Origin of the sequence: Sphingomonas sp. Leaf23 (assembly GCF_001421585.1) — a bacterium.
GTDB lineage: Bacteria > Pseudomonadota > Alphaproteobacteria > Sphingomonadales > Sphingomonadaceae > Sphingomonas.
The window spans coordinates 305924-330286 of record NZ_LMKR01000002.1 but is presented as its reverse complement, the minus strand read 5'-3'; the positions used below and the strand labels follow the sequence as shown (position 1 = coordinate 330286).

Genomic DNA, 24363 nt, shown 5'->3' with positions numbered 1-24363 from the left:
CGACGATGGGCCGATCGATCGTCCTATTGAACTTTCCGCCCGGCCGGCGATTGTTTCGCGGATGGCCTCCCCCTTCAGCATCGCCCGCGCCGGCGACGCGGTTCCTGCCCCGTTACGCCAAATGCGGCGGCTCGCCACCTTCATGCTGGTGGCGATGGCTGCGCTGTTCCTGCTGTCGCGGCGGATGGAGGGGGTCCACCCCGCCTGGGGCTTCGTACAGGCCTTTGCCGAGGCGGCGATGGTCGGTGGCCTTGCCGACTGGTTCGCGGTTACCGCGCTGTTCCGCCATCCGCTCGGCCTGCCGATCCCGCATACCGCGATCATCCCGCGCAACAAGGATCGGATCGGCGACACGCTGGCCGCGTTCCTGCGCGACAATTTCCTGACCGCGCGGGTCGTTGCGCGGCGGATGCACCGCGTCGATGCGGCGGGCGCGGCGGGCAAGTGGCTGGCCGATCCGGCGGCACGCAGCGGACGGTTGCGCCACGGTGCCTCGCGGTTGGCGGTCAATGTGCTGGAGGGCCTCGACCCCGATCAGTTCGGGACGATGGTGCGCGGCGCGCTGGCCAATCGCCTCCGCGCGATACCGGTCGCACCGGCGCTGGGCCGGACGCTGGAGGCGGCGATCGCCGACGACCGGCATCTGCCGCTGGTCGATGCGATCATCCGCTGGACCGCAAAGACGCTGGACGCGAACGACGACCTGGTCCGCGCGATGGTGCAGAAGCGCGCCGGGGCCGTCCTGCGCTGGACCGGGCTGGACGAGACGCTGGCGACATCGGTGGTGAAGGGCCTGCACAAGATGCTGGCCGAGGTCGCCGAAGATCCGGCCCATCCGCTGCGTGCCAAGGCGAACGAAGGCCTCGCGCTGCTGGCCCACGACCTGCAACATTCGCCCGAGATGCAGGCAAAGGTGGAGCGGCTGAAGAACGACCTGATCGACAATCCGGCGCTGGCCGGCTGGTGGATGGGGGTGTGGGAAAAGATTCGCGGCGGGATGCTGCGCGCCGCACGCGATCCCGACCGGGCGCTGGCCGGGCCGATCGGCGAGGCGATGCGGCAGCTGGGGCAGACGCTGCAGTCCGATCCCGTGCTGAAGGCCAAGGTCAATCGCTTCGTCCGCCGTGCGGTGGTGGGCGGGGTCGCCGATTATGGCGACGGGATCGTGCGCCTCGTGTCGGATACGGTGCGCGGCTGGGATGCGGAAACCATCACCGGGCGGCTGGAAAATGCGGTCGGGCGCGACCTGCAATATATCCGCATCAACGGGACGCTGGTCGGCGGCATGGTCGGGCTGGCGATCCATGTCGTGGATGTGTGGCTGTAGCGGCATTTGTTACCCAGGCGGGCCGTTTGCGGCGCTCAAAGTTCACAAAGTTCACACTAGCCGCGTTTTCGTAGCGCATCCGATCGGGGGACATCGCGTGGTGGGGGAAACGGCCATTAGAAAGAGCGGACACGACGATGACAGGTCATGGCGCTGTAGGACAGCCGCCGCCCGACGCCGCAGCCGATCGTTACGCCCCCATGGCTTGAGCGCCGCGCCGCCTGCGCTATAGCCACGCCATGGTTCGCCTTTCGTTCGCCGGCCACGCCTTTGACGCCCTGTCCGCCGGTGCCCTGTTCTGGCCGGCGCGGCGCGCGTTGCTGCTGGCCGACCTGCATTTCGAAAAGGCGAGCTGGTTCGCGCAGTTCGGGCAGATGCTGCCGCCCTACGACACGCTGGAGACGCTGGCGGGGATCGAAGCGGTGGTCGCGCGGACGCGGCCGGCGGAAATCTGGTGTCTGGGCGACAGTTTCCATGACTCCGCCGGGTGCGACCGGTTGTCGCCGGAGGCACAGGCGCGGCTGCGGGCGCTGACCGGCGGGGCGGACTGGACGTGGATCACCGGCAATCATGACCGGGTGGTCGCCGATCATTGCGGCGGGCGGGTGGTCGACGAAGCGGTGGTCGACGGGGTGGTGCTGCGCCATGAGGCCGATCCGGCCGAGACGCGTCCCGAACTGTCGGGCCATTTCCACCCGAAGCTGCGGCTGAAGCTGCGCGGGCGCGGTGTGTCGCGGCGGTGTTTCGTGGCGAGCGCGACGAAGCTGATCCTGCCCGCCTTCGGGTCGCTGACGGGTGGGCTGGACGCGCATCATCCGGAAATCGTGCGTGCGGTGGGCGGCGGGGCGGAGGCGCTGATCGCGCTGGAGGACCGGTTGCTGCGGTTTCCGATCGCGGCGTGAGGGTGTGCCGCGCGCCGTTACCCAGGGCCTGATCCGGGGGTAACGGTTCCCAGCCTACCGTCAGGGGCTGGTCCCTGCCGCTTGCCTCGCACATCACCTCAGCGGAAGCTGATATCCGCCAACGGCGGGCGGACGGCTTCGGTCAGGGGGATTCAAGAAGAAGCGGGACCCCGGCGCAAGGCCGGGGTGACGGTGGGGAAGTTAGGTCAGCGTACCCCCGCGCAGGCGGGGGGGGCCAGAGTGACCGACGCTATCGCCCGTTATCCTGAATCCCCGCCTGTGCGGGGATACGCAAGAGCGACGTAACCGCCCCTTACAGCCCCGACGCGAAGCTCAGTTCGAGTTCCTTGGCGTTGGCGGGCACGTCCAGCGCGGCGCTGTTGAAGTTGAGGCTGCCGCTCGGCCCGATCACCCGCGTCTGCGGCTTGATCGTCCAGCTGTAGACGTCGCGGTTCTGGCTGTCCTTCAGGACGGCGCGGATATCGGGAATGCGCTGGCGGCTGCCGGTTTCGTTGATGATCTTGCCCGACACCGCGAACAGTTCGTTGCCGCTCGACAACAGCCGCCGTTCGGGCGTGTTGATCGCGAATTTCAGCGCGTCGCCGGCCCCCGATGCGACCGGCAGGCCCAGTTGTTCGGCGATGCCCGGCGTGCCGGTGTAAAGGATGCCGCCACAGGCCGCGAGCATCGCAACCCCGGCAGCAACCGCGATGGCGGTGCGGCGGCGCGCCGGGTTGCGGCGCGGGACGAAGGGTGCCTGATGCGCGAAGGCATTGATCGGCTCGCCCCGCTCGGCACGCTCCGCCTCCGGATCGACATAACGGCGCGGTTCGGCGTTGCGCGCGCGCAACGGGGCGGGACGCGGCGTGTCGGCATAGGGAATTTCGGCCACGGCGGCGGTAGGTGCAGGCGGCGCAGTGCGGGGGCGCGGTGCATCGGCGACCGCCTCCGCCATCGCCGGCTGGGGCGCGCGAACCGGCTCGCTCGGCGGGGTCACTGCCGCGGTGGTGCCGAGATCGAGCATCGCCGGCGGCTGGAACCAGCTATGCCGGCATCCCGCGCAACGCACGGTGCGCCCGGCCGGGCCGATCGCCGAATCGGCCACCAGATACCGCATATGGCATTGCGTACATTCGAGGATCATTGCGTCCCCTGCCCCCTGCATGGGCCGCGCCGGGCCGCGACATGCGGGGCCAACGGGGCGCGACTGAATTCCAAGCGTTGAATCTACGGCGGCTTGGCCATCCATGGCAAGGCGCGATTGCGTGGTGCTTGAGACAATCGGCCCCGTGTGCGATGGGCTGAAGGACCGGTGGAAGCAAGGGCGCCCGTGGCCAGCATCGTTCAGTTCGAAAATGTCGGTCTTCGCTACGCCCAGGGGCCGGAAACGCTGAGCGATGTCAGCTTTTCGCTGAGCGCCGGGACCTTCCATTTCCTGGTCGGCGCATCGGGCGCGGGCAAGACGTCGCTGCTGCGGCTGCTGTACCTGTCGCAGCGGCCCAGCCGGGGCGTCATCCGCCTGTTCGGTGAGGATATGGTGACGTCGCCGCGCAGCCGCCTGCCGGGCTTTCGTCGGCGGATCGGGGTGGTGTTCCAGGATTTCCGGCTGGTCCCGCATCTGTCGGCGCGCGACAATATCGCGCTCCCGTTGCGTGTCGCGGGAATGCCGGAGGAGGATATCGCCGAGCCGGTCGGGGAAATGCTCGCCTGGGTCGGGCTGACCGACCGGGCCGATGCCCGCCCGCCCACGCTGTCGGGTGGCGAACAGCAGCGCGTCGCCATCGCCCGCGCGGTCATCAACCGGCCCGAAATCCTCGTCGCCGACGAACCGACCGGCAACGTCGATCCCGACATGGCCGAACGGCTGCTGAAGCTGTTCGCCTCGCTCAACCGGCTGGGTACGACCGTCGTGATGGCGACCCACGATCACCACCTGCTCGACCGGGTGCCCGATGCGCGGCTGATGCTGCTCGATCGCGGGCGGCTGGTCGATCCGGTAGCGGCGGGCTTCGCGTGAGCCAGCGGAGCCCCACGCAACCGTTGCTCGACGACCGGCAGGGGCGCCGGGCGATGGTGTGGATCATGGCGATCATGATCTTCCTGACGACGCTCAGCGCTGCGCTGGGCCTGTCGACCCGCAATGCCGGCGGCGCGCTCGACCGGCAGCTCGCCGCGCGGCTGACGGTGCAGGTGATCGAGGGCGATGCGGTACGGCGCGATGCGGAGGTCGTGCGCCTGCTCGCCCGGTTGAAGGCGTCAGCCGACGTGACGCGGGCGGCAGAGGTCGATCGCGCGCGCCTCGCCGAACTGCTGAAACCCTGGCTGGGTGAGGCGGGGCTGGATGCCGACCTGCCGATGCCGGCAATGATCGATGTCGATTTGCAAAGCGGCGACGACGCGGCGGTGGCGCGGGTCGAGGCGCTGGCGAAGGGCGTCGGCGCGGGCATCCGGGTCGATCGCCATGCGACGTGGCTGGCCCCGGTGCGCAGCTTCGTCGGCGCGATCGGGCTCACCGCATTCGGCCTGGTGCTGGTGATGGCGAGTGCCACCGCCGCCGTCGTGCTGCTCGTGGCACGGGCGGGGCTTGATACGCATCGCGGAACGATCGACATTCTGCATATGCTGGGTTCGACCGACCTTCAGATCGCACGCCTGTTCCAGCGCCGCATCGGGCAGGATACGCTGACCGGCGGGCTGATCGGCGCGCTGGCCGGCGCGCTGGTCGTCGTGGCGCTCGGCGAGCGGATGGCGACGCTCGAATCGCAGCTGGTCGATGGGGTCGCCCTGGCGCCGCTCGAGTGGGCAGCGATCGCTGCACTGCCGTTTGCCTTTACCGGCCTTGCCATGTTGGCGGCGCGGGTCGCCGTGCTGCGGCGATTGGCGCGGGTGCTGTGATGGGGCGGGTCTTTGCAGTCGCGCTGCTGCTCTATGCGCTGGGCTTCGCGCTGTTCGCGGTGACGCTGCCGACGCCGCTCACCGATCCGCGCCAGACCGATGGCGTGGTGGTGCCGACCGGCGGGTCGGGCCGGATCGAGCGCGGGCTGGCGGTGATCGAGCGCGGCGAGGCGAAGCGGATGCTGGTCACCGGCGTCGACCCCGATGTGCGGCCGGGCGAGCTGGCCGCCGCCAACGGCGCGCCGCGCCGGCTGTTCCGCTGCTGTGTCGATCTGGGACATGAGGCGGTCGATACCCGGTCCAACGCCGACGAGACCGCCGACTGGGTCCGGCGCAACCGCTATCGTTCGGTGCGGCTGGTCACGTCGAACTGGCATATGGCGCGGGCCGCAATGGAGCTGCGCCATGCGCTGGGCAATTCGGTCGAGATCGTGCGCGATCCGGTCAAGGCGAACCCCGGCTTCGCGCTGCTGTTCGGCGAATATAACAAATATATCGTGCGGGGATTGGTGATGCGGCTGGGGATCGACCTGTGATGGCGTGGGTGCGCACCCTGATCTTCCGCATCCTGTTCTATGCCGCGTCGGTGCCGATCGTGCTGAGCGCGCCGCTGTCCGCGCGGTTCGGGCAGCGGGCGATGCACGTCCATGCCCATGTGTGGATTCGCACCCATCGCTTCCTGGCGCGCTGGATATTGGGCGTGCGGGTCCGGGTGGAGGGGCAGCGCCCGCCCGGCACCTACCTGTTCGCGGTCAAGCACCAGGCCATGTTCGAGACGCTGGAGATGGCGCAGCGGATCGACGGTCCGTTGATCGTGATGAAGCGCGAGCTGATCGACATGCCCTTCTGGGGCCGCACCGCCAAGGCGTATGGCGCGATCGGCGTCGACCGCGATGCGTCGTCCAAGGCGCTGCGCCAGATGCTGAAGGAAGCCGCCGTCGCCCGCGCCGCAAACCGGTCGGTGCTGATCTTTCCCGAAGGCACACGGGTCGAGGTGGGTGAGGCCCCGCCGCTGCGCTCAGGCTTTGCCGGGTTATACAAGGCGCTGAACATGCCCGTCGTGCCGGTGGCGCTCGACAGCGGCCACTGCATGCCGCGCAAGGGGGCCAGCCGGCCGGGGGTGATTACGATCCGGTTCCTCGATCCGATCCCGGCCGGATTGCCGCGCGAGGAGATCGAGGCGCGGGTTCATGCCGCGATCAATGTGCTGGAGCCGGCGGCGGGCGGTGTGGCGGGAAGTTTGGCGGCGGAGTGACTGTTCTTCGTGGAAAGCGGACGCCGGGTTCGCTACCATAACTGGGCAGCGGTAGCACAACTGGAGAGTGCGTCAGCCTAAGTGCTGAGAGTATGTGCGGTTCAAGTCCCACCCGCTGCGCATCGCTGCACTTGGTGGAACGCAATCATTCACTAATTTTTCCGGAAGCAAACAGAGCAAACAGGGATTGGCGAGAGCGCGAGTAAGAAAAAGACGATGAGTCCGCTAAAATCGCCTCCAAAATCGAAGCCGAAGAATAAGAAAGTAAACCACACCATCGCCAGGATAACCAGCGTGTAGCTGATAGCTACAATGCGACCCGCGATGTTCACTGTTCCTTTCATAGCATGACGATAACGGCCGCCGGAATGCCTGCAAGTGGGTGTAAGCAGACGTCGTTGGGCGAAGGAGTGTGAGGGGTGGTCTCTAGCGCCCCCTTACCCCGCCGCCTTCGCCACCTTCCGATACGCATGCAGAAACGGTTCGGTGTACCCGTTCGGCTGTTCCAACCCCTCGAACACCAACGCCCGCGCCGCCGCGAGCGCGATGCCACCCGCTAGCGGACGGTACGCCGGGTCGCCCGCATTCTGCGCATCGACCTTGACCGCCATCCGATCGAATGCGGCATCGACATCGGCCGTCGTACAGACGCCGTGCAGCAGCCAGTTGGCGATATGCTGCGACGAAATGCGCAGCGTCGCGCGGTCCTCCATCAGGCCGATATCGTGGATGTCGGGCACCTTCGAACAGCCGATTCCCTGATCGATCCAGCGGACCACATAGCCAAGGATGCCCTGGACGTTGTTGTCCAGTTCGCGCGCCACCTCTGCCGCGTCCCAGTTACGTCCCAGTGCCAGCGGCAGCGTCAGCAGCCGGTCGAGCGACGCCACCGGCTCGCTCGCCCGTGCCGCCTGTCGCTGCGCAACATCGACCGCGTGATAGTGCAGCGCGTGCAGCGTCGCGGCGGTGGGGGACGGGACCCAGGCGGTGCTTGCCCCGCTTGTCGGATGTGCGATCTTTTGCGCCAGCATGTCGGCCATCCGGTCGGGCGCGGCCCACATCCCCTTGCCGATCTGGGCGCGGCCGCCAAGGCCACAGGCGAGGCCGATCTGGACGTTGCGATCCTCATAGGCCGCGATCCAGTCCGCCCCCTTCATCTCGCCCTTCGGGATCATCGGCCCGGCGTGCATCGCGCTGTGCAGCTCGTCGCCGGTACGGTCGAGGAAGCCGGTGTTGATGAACACGATCCGGTGCCGCACCGCATGGATGCACGCGGCGAGATTGGCGGAGGTGCGCCGTTCCTCGTCCATCACCCCGACCTTGATCGTGTGGCGCGGCAGGTGCAGCAGATCCTCGACCGCATCGAACAGCCGGTCGGTGAAGGCGACCTCCTCCGGCCCGTGCTGCTTGGGCTTCACGATATAGATCGATCCGGCGCGGCTGTTGGCGCGCGCGCCGTTCAGGTCGTGCAGCGCGATCAGGCTGGTGACGATCGCGTCGAGGATACCCTCCGGCGCGTCCCCGCCATCGGGCAGGCGAATGGCGGGTGTCGTCATCAGATGCCCGACATTGCGCACGAACAGCAGCGACCGGCCCGGCAGGACCAGCTCACCGCCATCGAGGGTCGTATAGCGACGATCTTCGGCCAGCGTCCGCGTCACCTCGCGTCCGCCCTTGGCGAACTGCGCGGTCAGCGTGCTCTGCATCAGCCCCAGCCAATTGGCATAGGCGGCGACCTTGTCCGCGGCATCGACCGCCGCGACCGAATCCTCCAGATCGCAGATCGTGGTCAGCGCGGATTCGAGCAGGATGTCGGCAAGGCCCGCCGGGTCGCCGCTGCCGATCGGGTGACTGCGGTCGATCACCAGTTCGATGTGCAGCCCGTGATGGCGCAGCAGCCAGTTTTCGCCGGCCTGCCCGACCAGCTGGGCCGGATCGGCGAGGGCGGGCGTGCCGCCGCTCCAATCGCGCCAGCTGCCGGTGGCGAGCGGTGCGGCTTCGTCAAGGAACGCCTTGGCCCGGTCGATCACCTGGGCCCCGCGCGCCGCGTCGTAACCGCCGGGTGCCGCCGTGCCGGGGATCGCATCGGTGCCGTACAGCGCATCGTACAGGCTGCCCCAGCGCGCATTGGCGGCGTTCAGCAGGAAGCGCGCGTTGAGGATCGGCACGACCAGCTGCGGCCCGGCCAGCGTCGCGATCTCCGGATCGACATCGGCCGGGTGGACCGTGAACGGCGTCGGTTCCTCGACCAGATAGCCGATCTCGCGCAGGAACGCCGCCTGTTCCGCCGGGTCGATCGCCGTCCCCTGCCGCGCGACGAACCACGCGTCGAGCTGCGCCTGTAACGTGTCGCGGCGCTTCAGCAGGTCGCGGTTTTCCGGTGCAAACCGGGCGAGGATCGCGGCGGTCCCTTCCCAGAAGGAATCGGCCGGAATGCCGGTGCGGGGCAGCGCGTCACGTTCGACGAAGGTGGCGAGTTCGGCGGCGACCTGTAGCCCGGCGCGTTCGACGAAGGTTTCCGACATGTCATTCTCTCCCTTTCGTCATCCCGACGCAGGCCGGGATCCACGGTCACGCAACGCATCGCAAGATCCGCTACGTCCCGTATCCATGGATTCCGGCCTGCGCCGGAATGACAATATGAGGGAAGCATACCGCCTCGCCTTTCCCATCGGAACCATTCATAATCGCAGCACAGCCATGCCGATGAGGAACGAATGCCGCTCGATCCCGACCACGAACTGTTCGCCGCGACCCTCGATACCGGCAGCATCGCCGCCGCCGCGCGGGTGCTGGGCATCTCGCCGGCGATGGTATCGAAGCGGCTGGCGCGGTTCGAGGCGCGGCTGGGCGCGCGGCTGATCGAACGGACCACCCGGCGGCTGCATCCCACCCCGGTCGGGGCGCAGTTGCACGCCGACCTTGCCCCGATCCTGTCGGCGCTGGCCGCCGCCGAAGCACGGGTGACCGGGGCCGCCGCCGCGCCCGCCGGGCCGCTGCGCATTGCCGCGCCGACCTCGTTCGCGCGATTGCATATCGCGCCGCATTTGGGCGCGTTCCTGCACGCGCATCCGGCGGTCGACCTCGAACTGCTGCTGTCCGACAGCTATGTCGATTTGGCGGCCGAGCGGATCGATTGCGCGATCCGCATCACCGCCGATCCGCCGACCGGCCATGTCGCACGGCGGCTGGCGGACAATCGCCGCGTGGTGTGTGCCAGCCCCGCCTACCTTGCCGAACATGGTGTCCCGTCCCACCCCAGGGCACTGGCCGACCACCGGCTGCTCGCGGCCGATGGACAGTTGCCATGGACGTTGCTGCGCCCCGGCGGGCGGGTGCAGGTCGCCGGGCGCAGCCATGTCCGCACCAATTCGAGCGAGATCGTCCGCGAACTGGCGCTGGCCGGGGTCGGCATCTCGCTGCGCTCGCTCTGGGATGTCGGGCAGGCGCTGGCCAACGGGCGGCTGGTGCGGGTGCTGCCGGCGTGGGAGGGGCCGCGTGATCTGGCCATCCACGCGATCCACGCCGCCGATCCGCGCCCGGCGGTAACCGCATTCGTCGACCACTTCGCCGCGCGCTGGTCGCCGCCGCCGTGGGATACGCTTGACTCGCCCTTAGGTTCGGATCAGATTGGTATCAATTGATACGAATTTGAGAGGATGCAGCCGTGGAACACATGGACGTCAACCCGATGGGTCTCGACGGGTTCGAATTCTGCGAATTCACCGCGCCCGACCTAGACCGCATGGCCAAGCAATTGGAACAGTTCGGCTTCGTTGCCGCGTCGAAGCATCGCACCCGTGACGTGGTGCGGTACAAGCAGGGCCGCATCAACCTGCTGCTGAACCGCATTCCGGATGCCCATGCTGCGGACTTTGCTGCGCAGCATGGCCCGTCGGCGTCGGGCATGGCGTTCCGCGTGGCGGATGCGAAGGCGGCGTTCGACGCAGCGGTGGCGCGTGGTGCCAAGCCGGCCGATGCCTCGCGCGGGGTGCTGGGCGAGGGCTATGCGCTGGAGGGGATTGGCGGGTCGATGCTGTACCTCGTCGATCGGCACGGCGCGGCGGGCTCGCTGTACGATGACTGGGACGCGGTGCCGGGGGCAGCGGAAGCGGAGGCCGAGAACAATGTCGGGCTCGACCTGCTCGACCACCTGACCCACAATGTGAAGCGCGGGCAGATGCGCACCTGGTCGACCTTCTACAACCAGATTTTCGGGTTCGAAGAGCAGAAGTATTTCGACATCAAGGGCAAGGCGACCGGCCTGTTCAGCCAGGCGATGATCGCCCCGGACAAGGCGATCCGCATCCCGCTGAACGAAAGCCAGGACGACAAGAGCCAGATCGAGGAGTTCATCCGCGACTATAATGGCGAAGGCATCCAGCACCTCGCCTTCACCACCGACGACATTTTCGAAACGGTCGAAAAACTGCGCGCGCGGGGCGTGAAGTTGCAGGACACGATCGAGACCTATTACGAACTGGTCGACAAGCGCGTGCCGGGGCATGGCGAGGACCTCGAACGCCTGAAGCGCAACCGCATTCTGATCGACGGCAATGTCGGTGACGAAGGGTTGCTGTTGCAGATCTTTACCGAGCCGATTTTCGGGCCGATCTTCTTCGAGATCATCCAGCGCAAGGGGAATGAGGGCTTCGGCAACGGCAATTTCCAGGCGTTGTATGAGAGCATCGAGCTGGATCAGATTCGGCGCGGGGTAATCACGGTCGATGCCTGACCCAGACCGAAGCGAAAGCTTCGGTCGCGGTGCAGCGCGCAGGCGCTGCCATCGACCGGCCAGCGCGACGGAGCCGGGCCACAAGGCGCGGCTTCGCCGCGACTGACGGCCCGGCGGGCCGCAACAACCAACTTCACCCCGGCGCAGGCCGGGGTCCATGGAAACGGGCCGTATCGAAAAAAGCGCGATGCCCCGTTACCATGGATTCCGGCCTTCGCCGGAATGACGAAGTGACGAGGGAGAGGGTCATGTCCGGTTCCACCTACCACCCCGGTTTCGCCAACCACATCGCCACCGAAGCGGTCGCCGGCGCGCTCCCCATCGGTCGCAACAGCCCGCAGCGCGTGCCGTTCGGCCTGTATGCCGAGCAACTGTCGGGCACCGCCTTCACCGCGCCGCGCAGCGAAAACCGGCGGTCGTGGCTCTACCGCCTGCGTCCGACCGCCAACCACGGCGCGTTCCGTCCCTACACCGGCGCACAGCACCTCAAGTCCGCACCCGTAGACACCCCACCCAGCCCCAACCGGATGCGCTGGGACCCGCTGCCGCTCCCGACCGAGCCGACCGACTGGGTAGACGGCCTCGTCACCTATGGCGCGACCGGCGACGTGGCGGCGCAGAGCGGGGTCGGCATCCACCTCTATGCCGCGACGAAGGACATGGAGCGCGCGTTCTTTTCCTCGGACGGCGAGCTGCTGATCGTGCCGCAGCAGGGTGCCTTGGCGATCGACACCGAACTGGGCCGGATCGACGTTGCCCCGCTCCAGATCACATTGATCCCGCGTGGCGTCCGCTTCCGCGTAAAGCTGCCGGACGGCCAAGCGCGTGGCTATGTCTGCGAGAATTACGGCAGCCTGTTCCGCCTGCCCGACCTGGGGCCGATCGGTGCCAATGGCCTCGCCAATCCGCGCGATTTCGAAACGCCCTCCGCGTGGTTCGAGGATAGCGACGCGCCGTGCGACGTTATCCAAAAATTCCAGGGCGGGCTGTGGATCACCACGCTCGACCACTCTCCGTTCGACGTGGTGGCGTGGCATGGCAACCTGGCCCCCTGCCGCTACGACCTGACGCGCTTCAACACGATCAACACCGTCAGCTTCGACCATCCCGATCCGTCGATCTTCACCGTGCTGACCGCGCCCAGCGAGACGCCCGGCACCGCCAATTGCGACTTCGTGATCTTTCCGCCGCGCTGGATGGTGGCGGAGGACACGTTCCGCCCGCCGTGGTTCCATCGCAACGTCATGAGCGAGTTCATGGGGCTGGTGACCGGTGCCTATGATGCCAAGGAAGGCGGCTTTGCACCCGGCGGCGCGTCGCTCCACAACCAGATGAACGGCCATGGCCCCGATCAGGCAAGCTATGAAAAGGCGGTCGCCGCCGACCTGAAACCGCACCGCATCGCCGACACCATGGCATTCATGTTCGAAACCCGCCACGTCGTCCGCCCGACGCCGTGGGCGATGGCCACCCCGACGATGCAGCTCGATTACGACGATGTGTGGACCGGTTTCGCCAAGGCACAGTTGCCCGGATGAGCGACGAACGCGTCTCCGCAACGCCGGCCGGGGTGACGATCGGCCCACTGAGCGACATCCCCGACGGCACTGCGCGCAACTACGTCCTGCAGCTGCGCGCCGGGCGGTTCCACGGCTTCGTCGTGCGGCAGGGGGAGGCGGTGTTCGGCTATGTCGACCGCTGCCCGCATATGGGGCTGCCGCTGGCGCAGACGCTCGATGCCTATCTGACCCCGGATCGCAGCGCGATTACGTGCAGCTGGCACGCGGCGCTGTTCGCGATTGCCGACGGCAAGTGCCTTGGCGGGCCGTGTCCGGGGCAATCGCTGACGCCGTGGCCGGTCGCGGTCGTCGGCGGGGCGATCGTCACCGCCTAGGCCGCGACCCCTTCGGGCAGCGCGGTCAGCGTCGATCGCTGGCCCAGCTTGCCGCCATGGTCGCGCAGCCACGCATCCGCCGTGTCGCGGCCCAGTTCGCGCAGCGCCTCCAGCTGCGACCGGCGGGTGTCGATCTTGCCGGTGGGGCCGCGCGTCGCGAGCGCCGGCGATGCCTCCATCAGATGCAGGTTGGTGTTGGCCAGCGCGGTGAAATTGTCGTCGATCGGCGGCGCGCGCCGCGCGATCGCCTGCACCTGTGTCAGTGCCTTCAGGTCGCGCAACAGGCAGGCGTTGAAGCCGATATCGCTCATCCGCCCCATCACCTCGACCAGCGTTTCGGGCGTGTCCTGCGTTGCGAAGGGCGTGATCTGCACGATCAGCAGGTCGCTCTGCCCATGCCCGCCAAAGATCAGCGGTTCGAGCGCCGGGTTCGCCGAAAATCCGCCGTCCCAATAGGGTTCGTCATCGATCGTCACCGGCCCGAACAGGTCGGGCAGGCATGCCGACGCCATCAGTGCGTCGAGGGTGATCGCGTCGTTATCGAACAACCGCGCCGCCCCGGTCGCGACCCGCGTGGCGGCGATCGACAGCGGGATGGCGCGGGGATCGGAAAGCAGCGACAGGTCGATGCTTTCCTCCACCACCCGGCGCAGCGCGCGCATGTTGCGCAGGCCCGGCGACAGCGGTGCGACATAGCGCCCGACCAGCTTGCCGACCTCCAGCGAGCGACGCAGCACCGGTTCGAACAGCGGCGGCGCCCACATGCCAAGGTCGAATGCCTGTAACGGCGACGTCCGCGACACCGTGTCCCACAGCCGCTCCAGCGCTTGCCTGGCACCCTGCCGCCCGCCCGCCACCAGCCCGGTGACCAGCGCCGCACCGTTCAGCGCCCCCGCCGACGCCCCGCTGACCGCAACGATCGGCAGGTCTTCCTCCAGCAACCGGTCGAGCACGCCCCAGCCATAGGCACCATGCGCGCCGCCCCCCTGCAGGGCGAGGGAGAGGCGCGGCGGTTCGGACGATGCGGACATGGACGGCTCCGTGGAAAAGGGTCGATGTTGCAACGCAGCAATACCGCTTCGTATCCGGTGTGGGAGGAGCGATACCAGCGATATTTCCACGCCCCACGGACCCGTCCCGGCCTGTCGCCGGTTGTCGCTCCGACAGGCATCGAAAGGACCCTCATGCTCGAACATGTTCCGGGGTGGCTGGGCGGATTGCTGCGCAATGTCCGCGCGGGCGCGTCCAAGCTGACCATTGCCGATCCGGCGCTTGGCAGCTTCGACAGCCTCGATCTCGCCAGCCTCGCCTTTGCCGATGGGCAGCGGCTGCCCGATCGCTTCACCGCCGATGGCGCGGGCGTGTCGCCGCCGCTGCACTGGCGCGGCGTACCGGCCGGCGCGACGTCGCTGGCGCTGATCGTCGAGGATGCCGACGCCCCCTCGCCCCAGCCGCTGGTGCACGCGATCCTGTGGGATATTGCTGCCGCAGACGGGCAATTGGAGGAAGGGGCGATCCGGCCCGATGGCGACGGCGACGCGACCCACGGCGATGTCGGCCGCAACAGCTATCTGCGCGAAGGCTGGCTGCCGCCCGATCCCCCGACCGGGCATGGCGAGCATCGCTACGCATTCCAGCTGTTCGCGTTGCAGGATGTGCCGCATCTCGACCCCAATCCGGGGCGCAGTGCGGTGGTCGAGGCGATGGCCGGCCGCGTGCTGGCGGCGGGGCTGCTCACCGGGGTCTATTCGCGCGGCGAGCCGGCGGACGTGGGTCCGGTTGGGGAAGTTGCTCCGGTTTAAGCTCCTCCCCGGCACGGAGTATCGGGTCGACCATGCCCCGCATGGTCGAGGATCGTCCGCGGGACGATCCGACCCGATACTGGGGACCGCCGCGTAGCGGTGGTGGAGGGGGGCTTCTTCGAGCGATCCGTCTGCGGACACCCCCCTCCACCACCGCTACGCGGCGGTCCCCCTCCCCGCGCAGCGGGGAGGGGCTTTTACGTCACACCGAAAACCGTTCGCGCAATTCCAGCATCGCCAGCGCGGCCTTAGCCGCCTCGCCGCCCTTGTCCTTTTCGTCCTTCTTGGCGCGGGTCAGCGCCTGCGCCTCGTCCTCGACGGTCAGGATGCCGTTGCCGACGGGTACCCCCTCCAGCGACAGGTTCATCAACCCGCGCGCGCTCTCGTTCGCCACGACCTCGAAATGATAGGTCTCGCCGCGGATGATGACGCCCAGTGCCACGAATGCGTCGTAGGTTTCGGCGGCATCGGCGATCGCAATCGCGCCGGGCACTTCCAGTGCGCCGGGCACGGTGACCGTCTCATGTTCGTGCCCCGCCGCCTCGATCGCGGCGCGTGCGCCTTCGAGCAGCAGGTCGTTCAGATGGTCGTAGAAGCGCGCCTCGACGATCAGAATCTTCGCCATATCAATTCTCCGTGATCGGCCGTTCGCCGACGATCTTCAGTCCATAACCGTCGAGCCCGACCAGCGTATGGTGGGTATTGGTCAGCAGCACCATGTCCTCGACACCCAGTTCGTTCAGGATCATCGCGCCGACGCCGTAATCGCGCAGCTCCTCCATGTCGGGCACCGGCGCACCGCTGCGGGCGTGGATGGCGAGCGTCAGGCCATCGGGACGCGGGCGGTTGATGACGACGACGACGCCCGCGCCCTCCTCGGCGATGATCCGCATCGACTTGCGCAGCAATCCGCCGCGTGTCCCCCCCTCGCCGAACAGGTCGGCGAACGGCGACAGCGCGTGCATCCGTACCAGCGTCGGCTTGCCCGGATCGATCAGCCCCTTGACCAGTGCGACCTGCTCGCTGCCCGTCGCCTTGTTCCAAAAGGTCATGGCGCGCCATTCGCCGCCCCATTCGCTGTCGAACACCGTTTCCGCGCGCTTGGTCACCAGATGGTCGTGGCGGCGGCGGTATGCGATCAGGTCGCGGATCGTCCCGATCTTGAGGCCATGGAGTTGCGAAAAGCCGACCAGGTCGTCCATCCGCGCCATCGTGCCGTCCTCGTTCATGATCTCGCAGATCACGCCCGAGGGGTTGAGGCCGGCCAACCGCGACACATCAACCGCCGCCTCGGTATGGCCGGCGCGGACCAGCACCCCGCCCTCGCGGGCGACCAGCGGGAACACATGCCCCGGCGTCACGATCTCCGACGCTTCTTTCGACGCGTCGATCGCGACCGCGATCGTGCGCGCACGGTCGGCGGCGGAAATGCCGGTGGTCACCCCGTCGCGCGCCTCGATCGACACGGTGAAGGCGGTTTCGTGTCGCGTGCCGTTGTTGCGCGCCATCAGGTCGAGGCCGAGCTGCTCGACCCGCCCCTTGGTCATTGCGAGGCAGATCAGGCCGCGCCCGTGCCGCGCCATGAAATTGACCGCATCGGGCGTCGCCATCTGCGCCGGGATGACCAGATCGCCCTCATTCTCGCGATCCTCGTCATCGACCAGGATGAACATCCGCCCGTTGCGGGCTTCGTCGATGATCTCTTCGGGGCTGGAGAGAAAGGCATGGCGGAGACCCGCCAGTTCGTCATTGGCCACGGACTTGTTCCATTCGCATCAGATAGCGGGCGAGGACGTCGATCTCGATATTGACCGACTGTCCGACCGCAAGGCTCCCAAGCGTCGTGACCGCCTGGGTATGGGGGATCAGGTTGACGGTGAAGCGGGTACCGGTTGCATCGTCGGCGACCTCGTTGACGGTCAGCGACACGCCGTCGATCGTCACCGACCCCTTGCCCGCGACGAACGGGCTGAGCGACCGAGGAATCGCAAAGGTCACGCGGGTCGACTCATGGTCACCGGTCATGTCGACCACCTGTCCCACGCCGTCGACATGACCGGTGACGATATGCCCGCCCAGCTCGTCGCCGAGCTTCAGCGCGCGTTCGAGGTTCAGCGGACGCCCCGCGACCCATTGGTCGGCGGTGCGCGACACGGTTTCGCCCGACACGTCGACCGCGAACCAGTTTGGACCCTTATCGACCACCGTCAGGCAGACGCCCGAACAGGCGATCGACGCCCCCATGTCGATGGTGGTCGTGTCATAGGCGCAGGCGATCCGCACGCGCAGGTCGCCCGGCCCGTCGATTGATTCGATGCGCCCTACGTCGCTGACTATTCCGGTGAACACTGCAAGCTCCTTATCTGGCGCGCTCGTAGACCTCCAGCCGGTCGCTGCCAAGCATCCGGGCATCGTGCAGCCGCCAGCAGCCATGCGCCTGGGCCAGATCGGTGAGGCCGATATCGGGCAGCGTCCGGCCATGGCCGATCAGGATCGGCGCGCGGTACAGCAGCAGCCGGTCGACCGCATCGGCACGCAGGAACGCCGCCGCCGTCGCCGCGCCGCCTTCGACCAGCACATGGTCGCCGGGCAGGTCGGCCAGCGCTGCGACACCCGGCACCATCGTGAAACCGCTCAGCGCCGCGCAATCCGCCGACAGTACCACCCGCTGCGGGCTGCGATCGGTCAGGCCGGGCAGGCGCACGTTCAGCGTCGGGCGATCGATTTCCGCCGTGCCGCGCCCGACCAGGATCGCCTCGTGCCGGCTGCGTTCCAGATGGCCGTGCGCGCGCGCCTGCGGCCCGGTGATCCACTGGCTCTGCCCATCCGCGCGCGACACCGCCCCGTCGAGCGACAGCGCGAGCTTCAGCGTGACGAACGGCCGGCCCAGCGCCTGCCGGGTCAGGAACCCGGCCATCCCGCGCGCCGCCTCCTCGGCCCGCACGCCGCAGGTGACCGTAAGGCCCGCGTCCCGCAGCCGGGCAATGCCCTGTCCGTTCGTCCGCGGATCGGGGTCGGTCAGCGCAACGACGACCCGTGCCACACCGCTGGCGATCAACAGGTCGGAACAGGCCGGTCCGCGCGCCGACACATGCGCGCACGGCTCCAGCGTGACATAGGCGGTGGCCCCCCGTGCCTGGGCACCCGCCTGCGCCAGCGCCGCCGCCTCGGCATGGGGGCGCCCGCCCGCCTGGGTCCAGCCGCGCCCGACGACCCGGCCCTCGTACACGATCACGCAGCCGACATTGGGATTGGGCGCGGTGCGTCCCCGCGTCCGCTCCGCCAGCGTCAGCGCCGCGCCCATCCAGCGCGCATCGTCGGCGGCAAGGGGATGGATCAGATGCCCCAGCTTTTCAGCTTATCGTCGATCTTCTTCCATTCCGCCTGCCGCTTGGCGCGGTCGCGTTCGAATTCGGCGGCCTCGGCCTTTTCCTTGGCCAGGTCGATCTGCTGCTGGGCGATGATCTCTTCGTCGGTGCGGTTCGCGGGCCAGCTTTCGAAATAGATGATGTTCGGCTTGTATGCGCGTTCGAAGTGCGAATCGTGGACGAACCCCCAGCCGATGACCAGCACGACGCAGATCGACGCCAGCAGGAACCACCATTCATGTTTCTGGCGCGTGCGGGCAAAGCCCACGAAATCGCGGATGGCATGGACCGGCGAGAAAAGATGGCGGAGCTTCACGCCGGCCAAGATAGGCGCAGGGGCGACCAACCGCCAGCCCCCGCGCCCATCGCGCTCAGCGATCCTCCATCGTGAAGCGCACCGTCATCTCGCGCCAGCTTTCCACCGCCACGCCGTCGCGGGTCGCGGGGCGGAAGCGCCATTTCGACAGCGCGCGCCGCTTCGTCGCATCGAAGAACGCGTCGCTGGTCGCGCTGACCGGTTCGACGGCGGTCACCCGGCCATTGGCCCCCACCAGCACGCGGACGACGACCACGCCGTCGCGCGCCTGGTTGCGTTCGAACGCGGGATAGTCGGGCTGGAAATCGGCGCGGTAGCGGGGGTCGACGCTGGCGCTGACCAGCACCGGCAGCGGGCTGGCGACCGTCACCGGGCTGCCGGTGCCCGTGCCGCCGGGTGCGGTGACGACCGGATCGGTGGGCGGGAGCGCGGTCGGCATCTCGGTCGTGGTGGCCATCGCCGGTCCCGGCACCGGGATCGGCGCGGGCGGGGCGAAGATCGGCTGGACCGGTGCGGGATCGGGCAGCGCCTTTTCGACCGGTTTGGGCATATCGACGGGGGGCGGCGGCGGTTCGATGGGGATGTTGATCGCATCCATCGGCTTCCACGGATCGACCCGCGTCACCACCGTCGTTGCCGTCAGGACCGCTACGGCCAGCAGGCCGCCATTGATCGCAATCGCAATGCCCAACCCCACCGGGTTCAGGCCACGTTGTCCCTGATATGCCATGCCACCGTCCTTCTCGATTCACATCTCCTGCCGACCCATCGGCTGGTGGGATGAGATACCCGATCGGAGGCGGTGTAAAGCTGACGTGCGCGTCAGAGTTCGTTTGGAAACTCGCGATAGCGCGAGTTTACAGGCGGTGCCGGCCCGCTCCCCCACCCGGCCACCCACACGGTACGCTCGATGGATGGCCGGGTGGGGGAGCGGGCCGGCACCGCAAAACGTGCTTCGGCACGTTTCCAGACAGACTCTCAGCCCGTCAGCCGCGCGATCGCCCGGTCGCGCCCGATCAGCGGCAGCAGCGCCGCCATGTCCGGCCCATGGTCCATGCCGGTCAGCGCCCGGCGCAGCGGCAGGAACAGCGCCTTGCCCTTGCGCCCCGTCTCCGCCTTCAGCGCACCGGTCAACTCGGCCCACGGGTCGGTCCAGGGCAGCGTGCGCGCAACCTCCGCCGCCCGATCGAGGAACGCGCGATCCTCCTCTGCCACCGGCAGCGGCGCGACCGGCCCCGTCACCACCCGCCACCAGTCGGCGGCATCGCTCACCCGTTCCAGATTGCCGCGCACCGCCTCCCACGCCGCCGCGTCCATCCCCTCGGGCAGCGTGTCCGCCACCCGCTCGAACGGCAGCTGGTGGACGATCCGCGCATTGACCTGCGCCAGCTCACCCTCGTCGAAGCGCGCCGGCGCCCGCCCGAACCGGCCGAAATCGAACGCGTCGACCAGCGGCTGCGCATCAACCACCGCCTCGACCGGATCGCTCGTCCCCAGCCGCGCCAGTAGCGCGACGACCGCCTCCGGCTCGATCCCCTGCTCCCGGAAATGCTCGACGCCCAGCGACCCCAGCCGCTTCGACAATTTGCCTTCGTTGCCGACCAGCAGCGCCTCGTGCGCAAAGGCCGGCGGCGTTGCGCCCATCGCCGCGAACATCTGCATCTGCGTCGCGGTGTTCGACACATGGTCTTCGCCGCGTACGACATGGGTGACCCCCATATCGGCATCGTCGATGACCGAAGGGAGCAGATACAGCCACGACCCGTCGGCGCGCCGCACCACCGGATCGGACAGCAACGCCCCGTCGAAGCGCTGCGGGCCGCGGACCAGATCGTCCCACTCGATCGGCTCCGCCTCCAGCCGGAACCGCCAGTGCGGCCGCCGCCCCTCACCCTCCAGCCGCGCCCGATCGTCGTCGCTCAGCTTCAGCGCAGCGCGATCATAGACCGGCGGCATCCCCCGCCCGGCAAGGATCTTGCGACGAAGGTCCAGTTCCTCGGGCGTTTCATAGGCCGGATAGATCCGCCCGCTCGCCACCATCGCGGCGAACACCGCCTCATACCGGTCGAACCGCGCCGACTGCCGTTCCTCACCATCGGGCACCAGCCCCAGCCAGGCGAGGTCGCGGCGGATCGCGTCGACGAACCGCTCCTCGCTGCGCGCGCCATCGGTGTCGTCGATCCGCAGCAGGAACCGCCCGCCCGCCTTCTTCGCGAACATCCAGTTGTGGAGCGCGGTGCGCAGGTTGCCGATGTGCAGAAAGCCGGTCGGGCTGGGGGCGAAACGGGTGACGGTCATGGCCCAGCCCTCTCGCCCATTTGTCGCATCGGCGCAAACGCGGGCGTCACATGGGTTTCACAATTCGTCCGCGCGCTCTATGGCGCTCCCATTCTTTTTCATCATGGATACGGGCGCACCCATGAAGCTGCTGGCGGGCAATTCCAATCTTCCCCTGTCGACCGCGATCGCGGACTATCTGGAAATCCCGCTGACCAAGGCCAGCGTGCGGCGCTTCGCCGACGAGGAAATTTTCGTCGAGGTGCTGGAAAATGTGCGCGGCGAGGACGTGTTCGTTGTCCAGTCGACCAGCTATCCGGTCAACGACAACCTGATGGAAATGCTCATCATGATCGATGCGCTGAAGCGCGCGTCGGCGCGGCGCATCACCGCCGTCATCCCCTATTTCGGCTATGCCCGGCAGGACCGCAAACCCGGCCCGCGCACCCCGATCTCGGCAAAGCTGGTCGCCAATATCGTGACCGAGGCCGGCGCCGACCGCGTGCTGTGCGTCGACCTGCACGCCGGACAGATTCAGGGCTTCTTCGATATCCCGACCGACAATCTCTATGCCGCGCCGGTGATGTCGGAGGATATCAAGACCCGCTTCGGCGAACATAACCTGATGGTCGTGTCGCCCGACGTCGGCGGCGTGGTCCGCGCGCGCAGCCTGGCCAAGCGCCTCCACAACGCCCCGCTCGCCATCGTCGACAAGCGGCGTGAGCGCGCGGGCGAATCGGAAGTGATGAACATCATCGGCGACGTCGAAGGGCGCTTCTGCGTCCTGATCGACGATATCGTCGATTCGGCCGGCACGCTGTGCAACGCCGCCGCTGCCCTGAAGCAGGCCGGCGCGGTCGGTGTCGTCGCCTATTGCACCCACGGCGTCCTGTCGGGCGGCGCGGTCGCGCGGGTCGAGGCGTCGTCGCTCGAAGAACTGGTCATCACCGATTCGATCGGCAACCACGACGTGATCGCGCAGGGGAACAAGATTCGCCACCTGACCATCGCCCCGCTGCTGGCCGAAGCGATCCGCCGCATCGCCGACGAATCGTCGGTGTCGAGCCTGTTCGACTGAGAAGCTGTTTGAAAATGCGCTGAAGGCGCATTTCGGCGGTGCCAGCCCGCTCCCCCTCCCGGCCACCCACACGGTATTTTGATGGGTGGCCGGGAGGGGGAGCGGGCTGGCACCGCCTGAAATTGGCTCTATGGCCGATTTCCAAACGAACCCTGAGCGACCGGGCGGGGCAGCCGCCCCGTCCTACTCAGGCCGGGCGGTGAACGGCCTCCATCGCCTGCCGCACCGGTTGGCGCAGGCCGAGCATAAATGCTGCCTCTGCCACCACGAACAGCGGCCCGACGAACAGGCTGGACAGATCGTCGACAAAGGCGGGTTTGCGCCCTTCGAAGTAATGGCCGACGAATTGCAGCGTCCAGCCGACAACGAAGCTGCCCAGCCCGACCGCCAGCCACGCGCCCGTCGACCCGCTGGCAATCCCGAACCCGGCCCAGCTGACTATCGCGAGGAACGCGGCCAGCACCGCGCCGAACATCAGGTCGAGCCGCAGATACCCGATCGCCGCGATCACGGCGACCACCATCATCGGCGTCACCACCATCCCCTCGCCCACCGCGATCGCCGGTCGCGACAGCAATACGCCGATACCGAACAGGATCAGCGGGATGCCGACCATATGCGTCGCGACATTATGCCCGTTGCGATGATATTCGGCATAGGCCGACAATTGCCTGACCAGTCGCGACATCGATCCTCTCCCATCCCCGCCGCCGGACGAGTCGTTCGTCCGTGTCGGCGGGGTCGGGGCCGATCCTGTCACGGCCGGCAGGTTTCGTCACCCTGGCAGCGCGGTGCTCGCCTATTGGCCACCTGCGCGAAAGGTTACCGGGCGCAGGCCATCGGGCATCGGCACCGCGAGCGTCACCGCATCGCCGATCGAAAGCGACGGCCCCTTACTACGGACAAACTCGATCTGGACCCGCGCCTCGCCACGCGCCGCGATTACCAATGGCGCCTCGTCCAGCAACGGGCGACCGATCGCATTGCCGGGAAAGGGTTTCGTCCGGTCCCATGCCGAGGTCGCCACACGGGCAGCGCCAACCGCTGCGCTGCGCATCGCAATGCGTACCGGTGCCGAGCCTGCGCGATACCGAATTTCGATCGTTTCGTTCCGGTCGGACCAGCGCCCGGTAACGTCGGCGGTAATGCCGCCACTCGACAGGCGCGCAGTGTCTCCCGGCAACCCCTCGGTCGAGGTCAGCGTCACGCCCGGCCCGGCGACCGGCGACAGGCTGCCTCGATTTGCCTGCGAACAGGCGGGCAGGATGAAGGCGATTGCCACGACTGCCAACATCGTCCGCTGCATCACTCGGTACCATCTGGATGTGCCACTGCTGGCACATCCAGAACCTTCAACTGATAGCGCCCAGGCGGCAGCAGCAACGCGACAACCTCGCCCGGTCGGATCGCCACCCGGTCCATCGGCACGGACGCTTCGCTTTCACCGACCGGCCGCGCTTCGACAATTCGCCAACCCCGGGCGGGACGTAGCGCCTTGGGGATCGACACGGACCGATCCCCCGCTACCCGCCGCCACGCCGGACGCCCCCGCACGAACCGCGCGCTTGGATGATCGACGATCAGGTCGAACGTGCCGACTGGTTGGTCGGCCGGCAACACCGCCAGCCGCTCCCGTCTCCCGCCGCCCCGGCAGGTCGTTTGCGACACCGTCAGCGGATCGATGCCGGTCATCGCTTTCAGGCGCGTTGCCATCCATTTCTGACCGTTGGCGCGCGGCACTTCGGTCGCATGCGAATAGCCGACATACACGAGCAGCTTCGCTTCGGGGTGTGCAGCGATATAGGTGGCAAGCTGCTCGGCCTGCGCGATCTCCCGTCGAGTGATGCTTTCCTCGGGCGACAGCTTCGGGGTCGTGGGGCTGAATGGTTCTTCATATGCCAGCAGGTGATAGCCCAGTGCCTTCGCCTGCCTGCCCAACCGTCCGAACCCGGCTTCGGACAGGTAATAGCCATCTAAATCCTCGAGGAATGGCTGGTTGGGTCGAATACGATAAGGCGGCACGAACTGGTCCGACGTCGGATTGCTGAGCGTCTCCATCGCCAGCGTATCATATCCTAAAGGCCGGAGCGCACGGGCCACCCGCGCGGCAAATCCGCGATGTTCGGAACGCTCATGGCTTTCGTTGACGATGACAACCGACGTGGCGCGAGCGCGTTGCACGATGGTTTCGATCACCCCCCCGGCGCCCGCGACCGGCGGGCACCCTGTCGGTTTATAATCATCACTGGTAGCGGCGATCAGGTCCTCGCGACCGAACATACTCAGCGCCTGCCCCGCCATTTCATCGGCGATGGGTCGCGCCGGATCAATCTCGGCAAGGGCTTGGGCTTTGGAATCGTCTTGCACCGATAGCAAGGCGACCGGCATCGCAGGCGGAAGCAGCGTCACCCGCCCCGCGCATGCGGTTGCCGCAAGGCAGAGGACAAACGCGAACGAACGATGTGAGGCGGGACGCATGCCGCAGGCTAGATCGCGGTGCCGCCGCATACCATA

25 protein-coding genes and 1 tRNA gene are annotated in these 24363 nt (G+C 67.7%); 13 read left to right on the top strand and 13 right to left on the bottom strand.

The features are described from left to right. Positions 1 to 61: 61 nt before the first annotated feature. Together ASE67_RS05420 and pdeM are read left to right on the top strand one after the other, a co-directional pair. Positions 62 to 1327: a DUF445 domain-containing protein gene (locus ASE67_RS05420; protein WP_055757597.1), complete on the top strand. Its 1266-nt coding sequence runs from the start codon at positions 62 to 64 to the stop codon at positions 1325 to 1327. 239 nt (positions 1328 to 1566) lie between these two features. Then, positions 1567 to 2229, top strand: coding sequence for a ligase-associated DNA damage response endonuclease PdeM (gene pdeM / locus ASE67_RS05415; protein WP_055757595.1), 663 nt, complete (start codon positions 1567 to 1569; stop codon positions 2227 to 2229). Between the two features lie 313 nt (positions 2230 to 2542). On the opposite strand, the gene ASE67_RS05410 is transcribed toward pdeM, so the two are convergent. Beyond that, complete coding sequence (locus ASE67_RS05410) at positions 2543 to 3373, bottom strand: zinc-ribbon domain-containing protein (RefSeq protein ID WP_055757594.1); 831 nt, start codon at positions 3371 to 3373, stop codon at positions 2543 to 2545. A gap of 186 nt (positions 3374 to 3559) precedes the next feature. Between ASE67_RS05410 and ftsE the strand changes: the two genes are divergently transcribed. The 5 genes from ftsE (at position 3560) to ASE67_RS05385 (ending at position 6499) form a co-directional block, all read left to right on the top strand. Next, a complete protein-coding gene (gene ftsE / locus ASE67_RS05405; protein ID WP_055757592.1) occupies positions 3560 to 4246 on the top strand; it encodes a cell division ATP-binding protein FtsE in 687 nt (228 codons plus the stop codon). After that, positions 4243 to 5124: a cell division protein FtsX gene (locus ASE67_RS05400; RefSeq protein WP_055757590.1), complete on the top strand. Its 882-nt coding sequence runs from the start codon at positions 4243 to 4245 to the stop codon at positions 5122 to 5124. The genes ftsE and ASE67_RS05400 overlap by 4 nt, the downstream gene beginning before the upstream one ends. Further along, a complete protein-coding gene (locus ASE67_RS05395; RefSeq protein WP_055757588.1) occupies positions 5121 to 5660 on the top strand; it encodes a YdcF family protein in 540 nt (179 codons plus the stop codon). Before ASE67_RS05400 ends, ASE67_RS05395 begins: the two co-directional genes overlap by 4 nt. Beyond that, complete coding sequence (locus tag ASE67_RS05390; RefSeq protein WP_055757586.1) at positions 5660 to 6379, top strand: lysophospholipid acyltransferase family protein; 720 nt, start codon at positions 5660 to 5662, stop codon at positions 6377 to 6379. The genes ASE67_RS05395 and ASE67_RS05390 overlap by 1 nt, the downstream gene beginning before the upstream one ends. Positions 6380 to 6424: 45 nt before the next feature. Continuing rightward, positions 6425 to 6499: transfer RNA gene (locus ASE67_RS05385), tRNA-OTHER, on the top strand. 317 nt (positions 6500 to 6816) lie between these two features. On the opposite strand, the gene ASE67_RS05375 is transcribed toward ASE67_RS05385, so the two are convergent. Continuing rightward, complete coding sequence (locus tag ASE67_RS05375) at positions 6817 to 8904, bottom strand: malate synthase G (protein WP_055757582.1); 2088 nt, start codon at positions 8902 to 8904, stop codon at positions 6817 to 6819. A gap of 192 nt (positions 8905 to 9096) precedes the next feature. Between ASE67_RS05375 and ASE67_RS05370 the strand changes: the two genes are divergently transcribed. The 4 genes from ASE67_RS05370 (at position 9097) to ASE67_RS05355 (ending at position 13008) form a co-directional block, all read left to right on the top strand. Beyond that, a complete protein-coding gene (locus ASE67_RS05370; RefSeq protein ID WP_055757579.1) occupies positions 9097 to 10023 on the top strand; it encodes a LysR family transcriptional regulator in 927 nt (308 codons plus the stop codon). A gap of 32 nt (positions 10024 to 10055) precedes the next feature. Next, on the top strand, positions 10056 to 11114 hold the full coding sequence (hppD, locus tag ASE67_RS05365) for a 4-hydroxyphenylpyruvate dioxygenase (protein WP_055757577.1): 1059 nt from the start codon (positions 10056 to 10058) through the stop codon (positions 11112 to 11114). A gap of 248 nt (positions 11115 to 11362) precedes the next feature. Further along, entirely contained in the window at positions 11363 to 12652 is a 1290-nt protein-coding gene (gene hmgA, locus ASE67_RS05360) for a homogentisate 1,2-dioxygenase (RefSeq protein ID WP_055757575.1), read from the top strand. Next, positions 12649 to 13008, top strand: coding sequence for a Rieske (2Fe-2S) protein (locus ASE67_RS05355; RefSeq protein WP_055757573.1), 360 nt, complete (start codon positions 12649 to 12651; stop codon positions 13006 to 13008). The genes hmgA and ASE67_RS05355 overlap by 4 nt, the downstream gene beginning before the upstream one ends. Here ASE67_RS05355 and ASE67_RS05350 read toward each other — a convergent pair. Further along, a complete protein-coding gene (locus ASE67_RS05350) occupies positions 13005 to 14039 on the bottom strand; it encodes a patatin-like phospholipase family protein (protein WP_055757571.1) in 1035 nt (344 codons plus the stop codon). The two genes, ASE67_RS05355 and ASE67_RS05350, sit on opposite strands and share 4 nt — an antisense overlap. A 153-nt stretch (positions 14040 to 14192) precedes the next feature. Between ASE67_RS05350 and ASE67_RS05345 the strand changes: the two genes are divergently transcribed. Then, the gene (locus ASE67_RS05345) at positions 14193 to 14810 is read left to right on the top strand and encodes a YbhB/YbcL family Raf kinase inhibitor-like protein (protein ID WP_055757570.1); all 618 of its coding nucleotides are present in this window, start codon (positions 14193 to 14195) and stop codon (positions 14808 to 14810) included. A gap of 202 nt (positions 14811 to 15012) precedes the next feature. On the opposite strand, the gene ribH is transcribed toward ASE67_RS05345, so the two are convergent. The 7 genes from ribH to gltX all read right to left on the bottom strand — a co-directional run bounded on the left by ribH (position 15013) and on the right by gltX (position 20792). Beyond that, on the bottom strand, positions 15013 to 15435 hold the full coding sequence (gene ribH, locus ASE67_RS05340) for a 6,7-dimethyl-8-ribityllumazine synthase (RefSeq protein ID WP_055757568.1): 423 nt from the start codon (positions 15433 to 15435) through the stop codon (positions 15013 to 15015). A 1-nt stretch (position 15436) separates the two neighbouring features. Next, positions 15437 to 16567, bottom strand: coding sequence for a 3,4-dihydroxy-2-butanone-4-phosphate synthase (gene ribB / locus ASE67_RS05335; protein WP_055757565.1), 1131 nt, complete (start codon positions 16565 to 16567; stop codon positions 15437 to 15439). After that, positions 16557 to 17159, bottom strand: a complete 603-nt coding sequence (locus tag ASE67_RS05330; RefSeq protein WP_055757563.1) for a riboflavin synthase — start codon at positions 17157 to 17159, stop codon at positions 16557 to 16559. The genes ribB and ASE67_RS05330 overlap by 11 nt, the downstream gene beginning before the upstream one ends. A 10-nt stretch (positions 17160 to 17169) precedes the next feature. Beyond that, complete coding sequence (gene ribD / locus ASE67_RS05325) at positions 17170 to 18114, bottom strand: bifunctional diaminohydroxyphosphoribosylaminopyrimidine deaminase/5-amino-6-(5-phosphoribosylamino)uracil reductase RibD (RefSeq protein WP_055757561.1); 945 nt, start codon at positions 18112 to 18114, stop codon at positions 17170 to 17172. 32 nt (positions 18115 to 18146) lie between these two features. Then, positions 18147 to 18494, bottom strand: coding sequence for a hypothetical protein (locus ASE67_RS05320; RefSeq protein ID WP_156348525.1), 348 nt, complete (start codon positions 18492 to 18494; stop codon positions 18147 to 18149). A gap of 55 nt (positions 18495 to 18549) precedes the next feature. After that, on the bottom strand, positions 18550 to 19224 hold the full coding sequence (locus tag ASE67_RS05315; protein WP_055757556.1) for a TonB family protein: 675 nt from the start codon (positions 19222 to 19224) through the stop codon (positions 18550 to 18552). Positions 19225 to 19472: 248 nt separating this feature from the next. Next, the gene (gene gltX / locus ASE67_RS05310; protein WP_055757554.1) at positions 19473 to 20792 is read right to left on the bottom strand and encodes a glutamate--tRNA ligase; all 1320 of its coding nucleotides are present in this window, start codon (positions 20790 to 20792) and stop codon (positions 19473 to 19475) included. Between the two features lie 121 nt (positions 20793 to 20913). On the opposite strand from gltX, the gene ASE67_RS05305 reads away from it, so the two are divergent. Further along, positions 20914 to 21849, top strand: a complete 936-nt coding sequence (locus ASE67_RS05305) for a ribose-phosphate pyrophosphokinase (RefSeq protein ID WP_055759168.1) — start codon at positions 20914 to 20916, stop codon at positions 21847 to 21849. A gap of 187 nt (positions 21850 to 22036) precedes the next feature. Here the strand turns inward: ASE67_RS05305 and ASE67_RS05300 are convergent, their stop codons facing one another. The 3 genes from ASE67_RS05300 to ASE67_RS05290 form a co-directional block, all read right to left on the bottom strand. Then, on the bottom strand, positions 22037 to 22537 hold the full coding sequence (locus tag ASE67_RS05300; RefSeq protein ID WP_055757552.1) for an Mpo1 family 2-hydroxy fatty acid dioxygenase: 501 nt from the start codon (positions 22535 to 22537) through the stop codon (positions 22037 to 22039). A gap of 111 nt (positions 22538 to 22648) precedes the next feature. Then, positions 22649 to 23155 (bottom strand): hypothetical protein, encoded by a 507-nt coding sequence (locus ASE67_RS05295; RefSeq protein ID WP_055757550.1) that lies wholly within the window; start codon positions 23153 to 23155, stop codon positions 22649 to 22651. After that, positions 23155 to 24258, bottom strand: a complete 1104-nt coding sequence (locus tag ASE67_RS05290) for a hypothetical protein (protein ID WP_055757548.1) — start codon at positions 24256 to 24258, stop codon at positions 23155 to 23157. Before ASE67_RS05290 ends, ASE67_RS05295 begins: the two co-directional genes overlap by 1 nt. Positions 24259 to 24363: the final 105 nt, after the last annotated feature.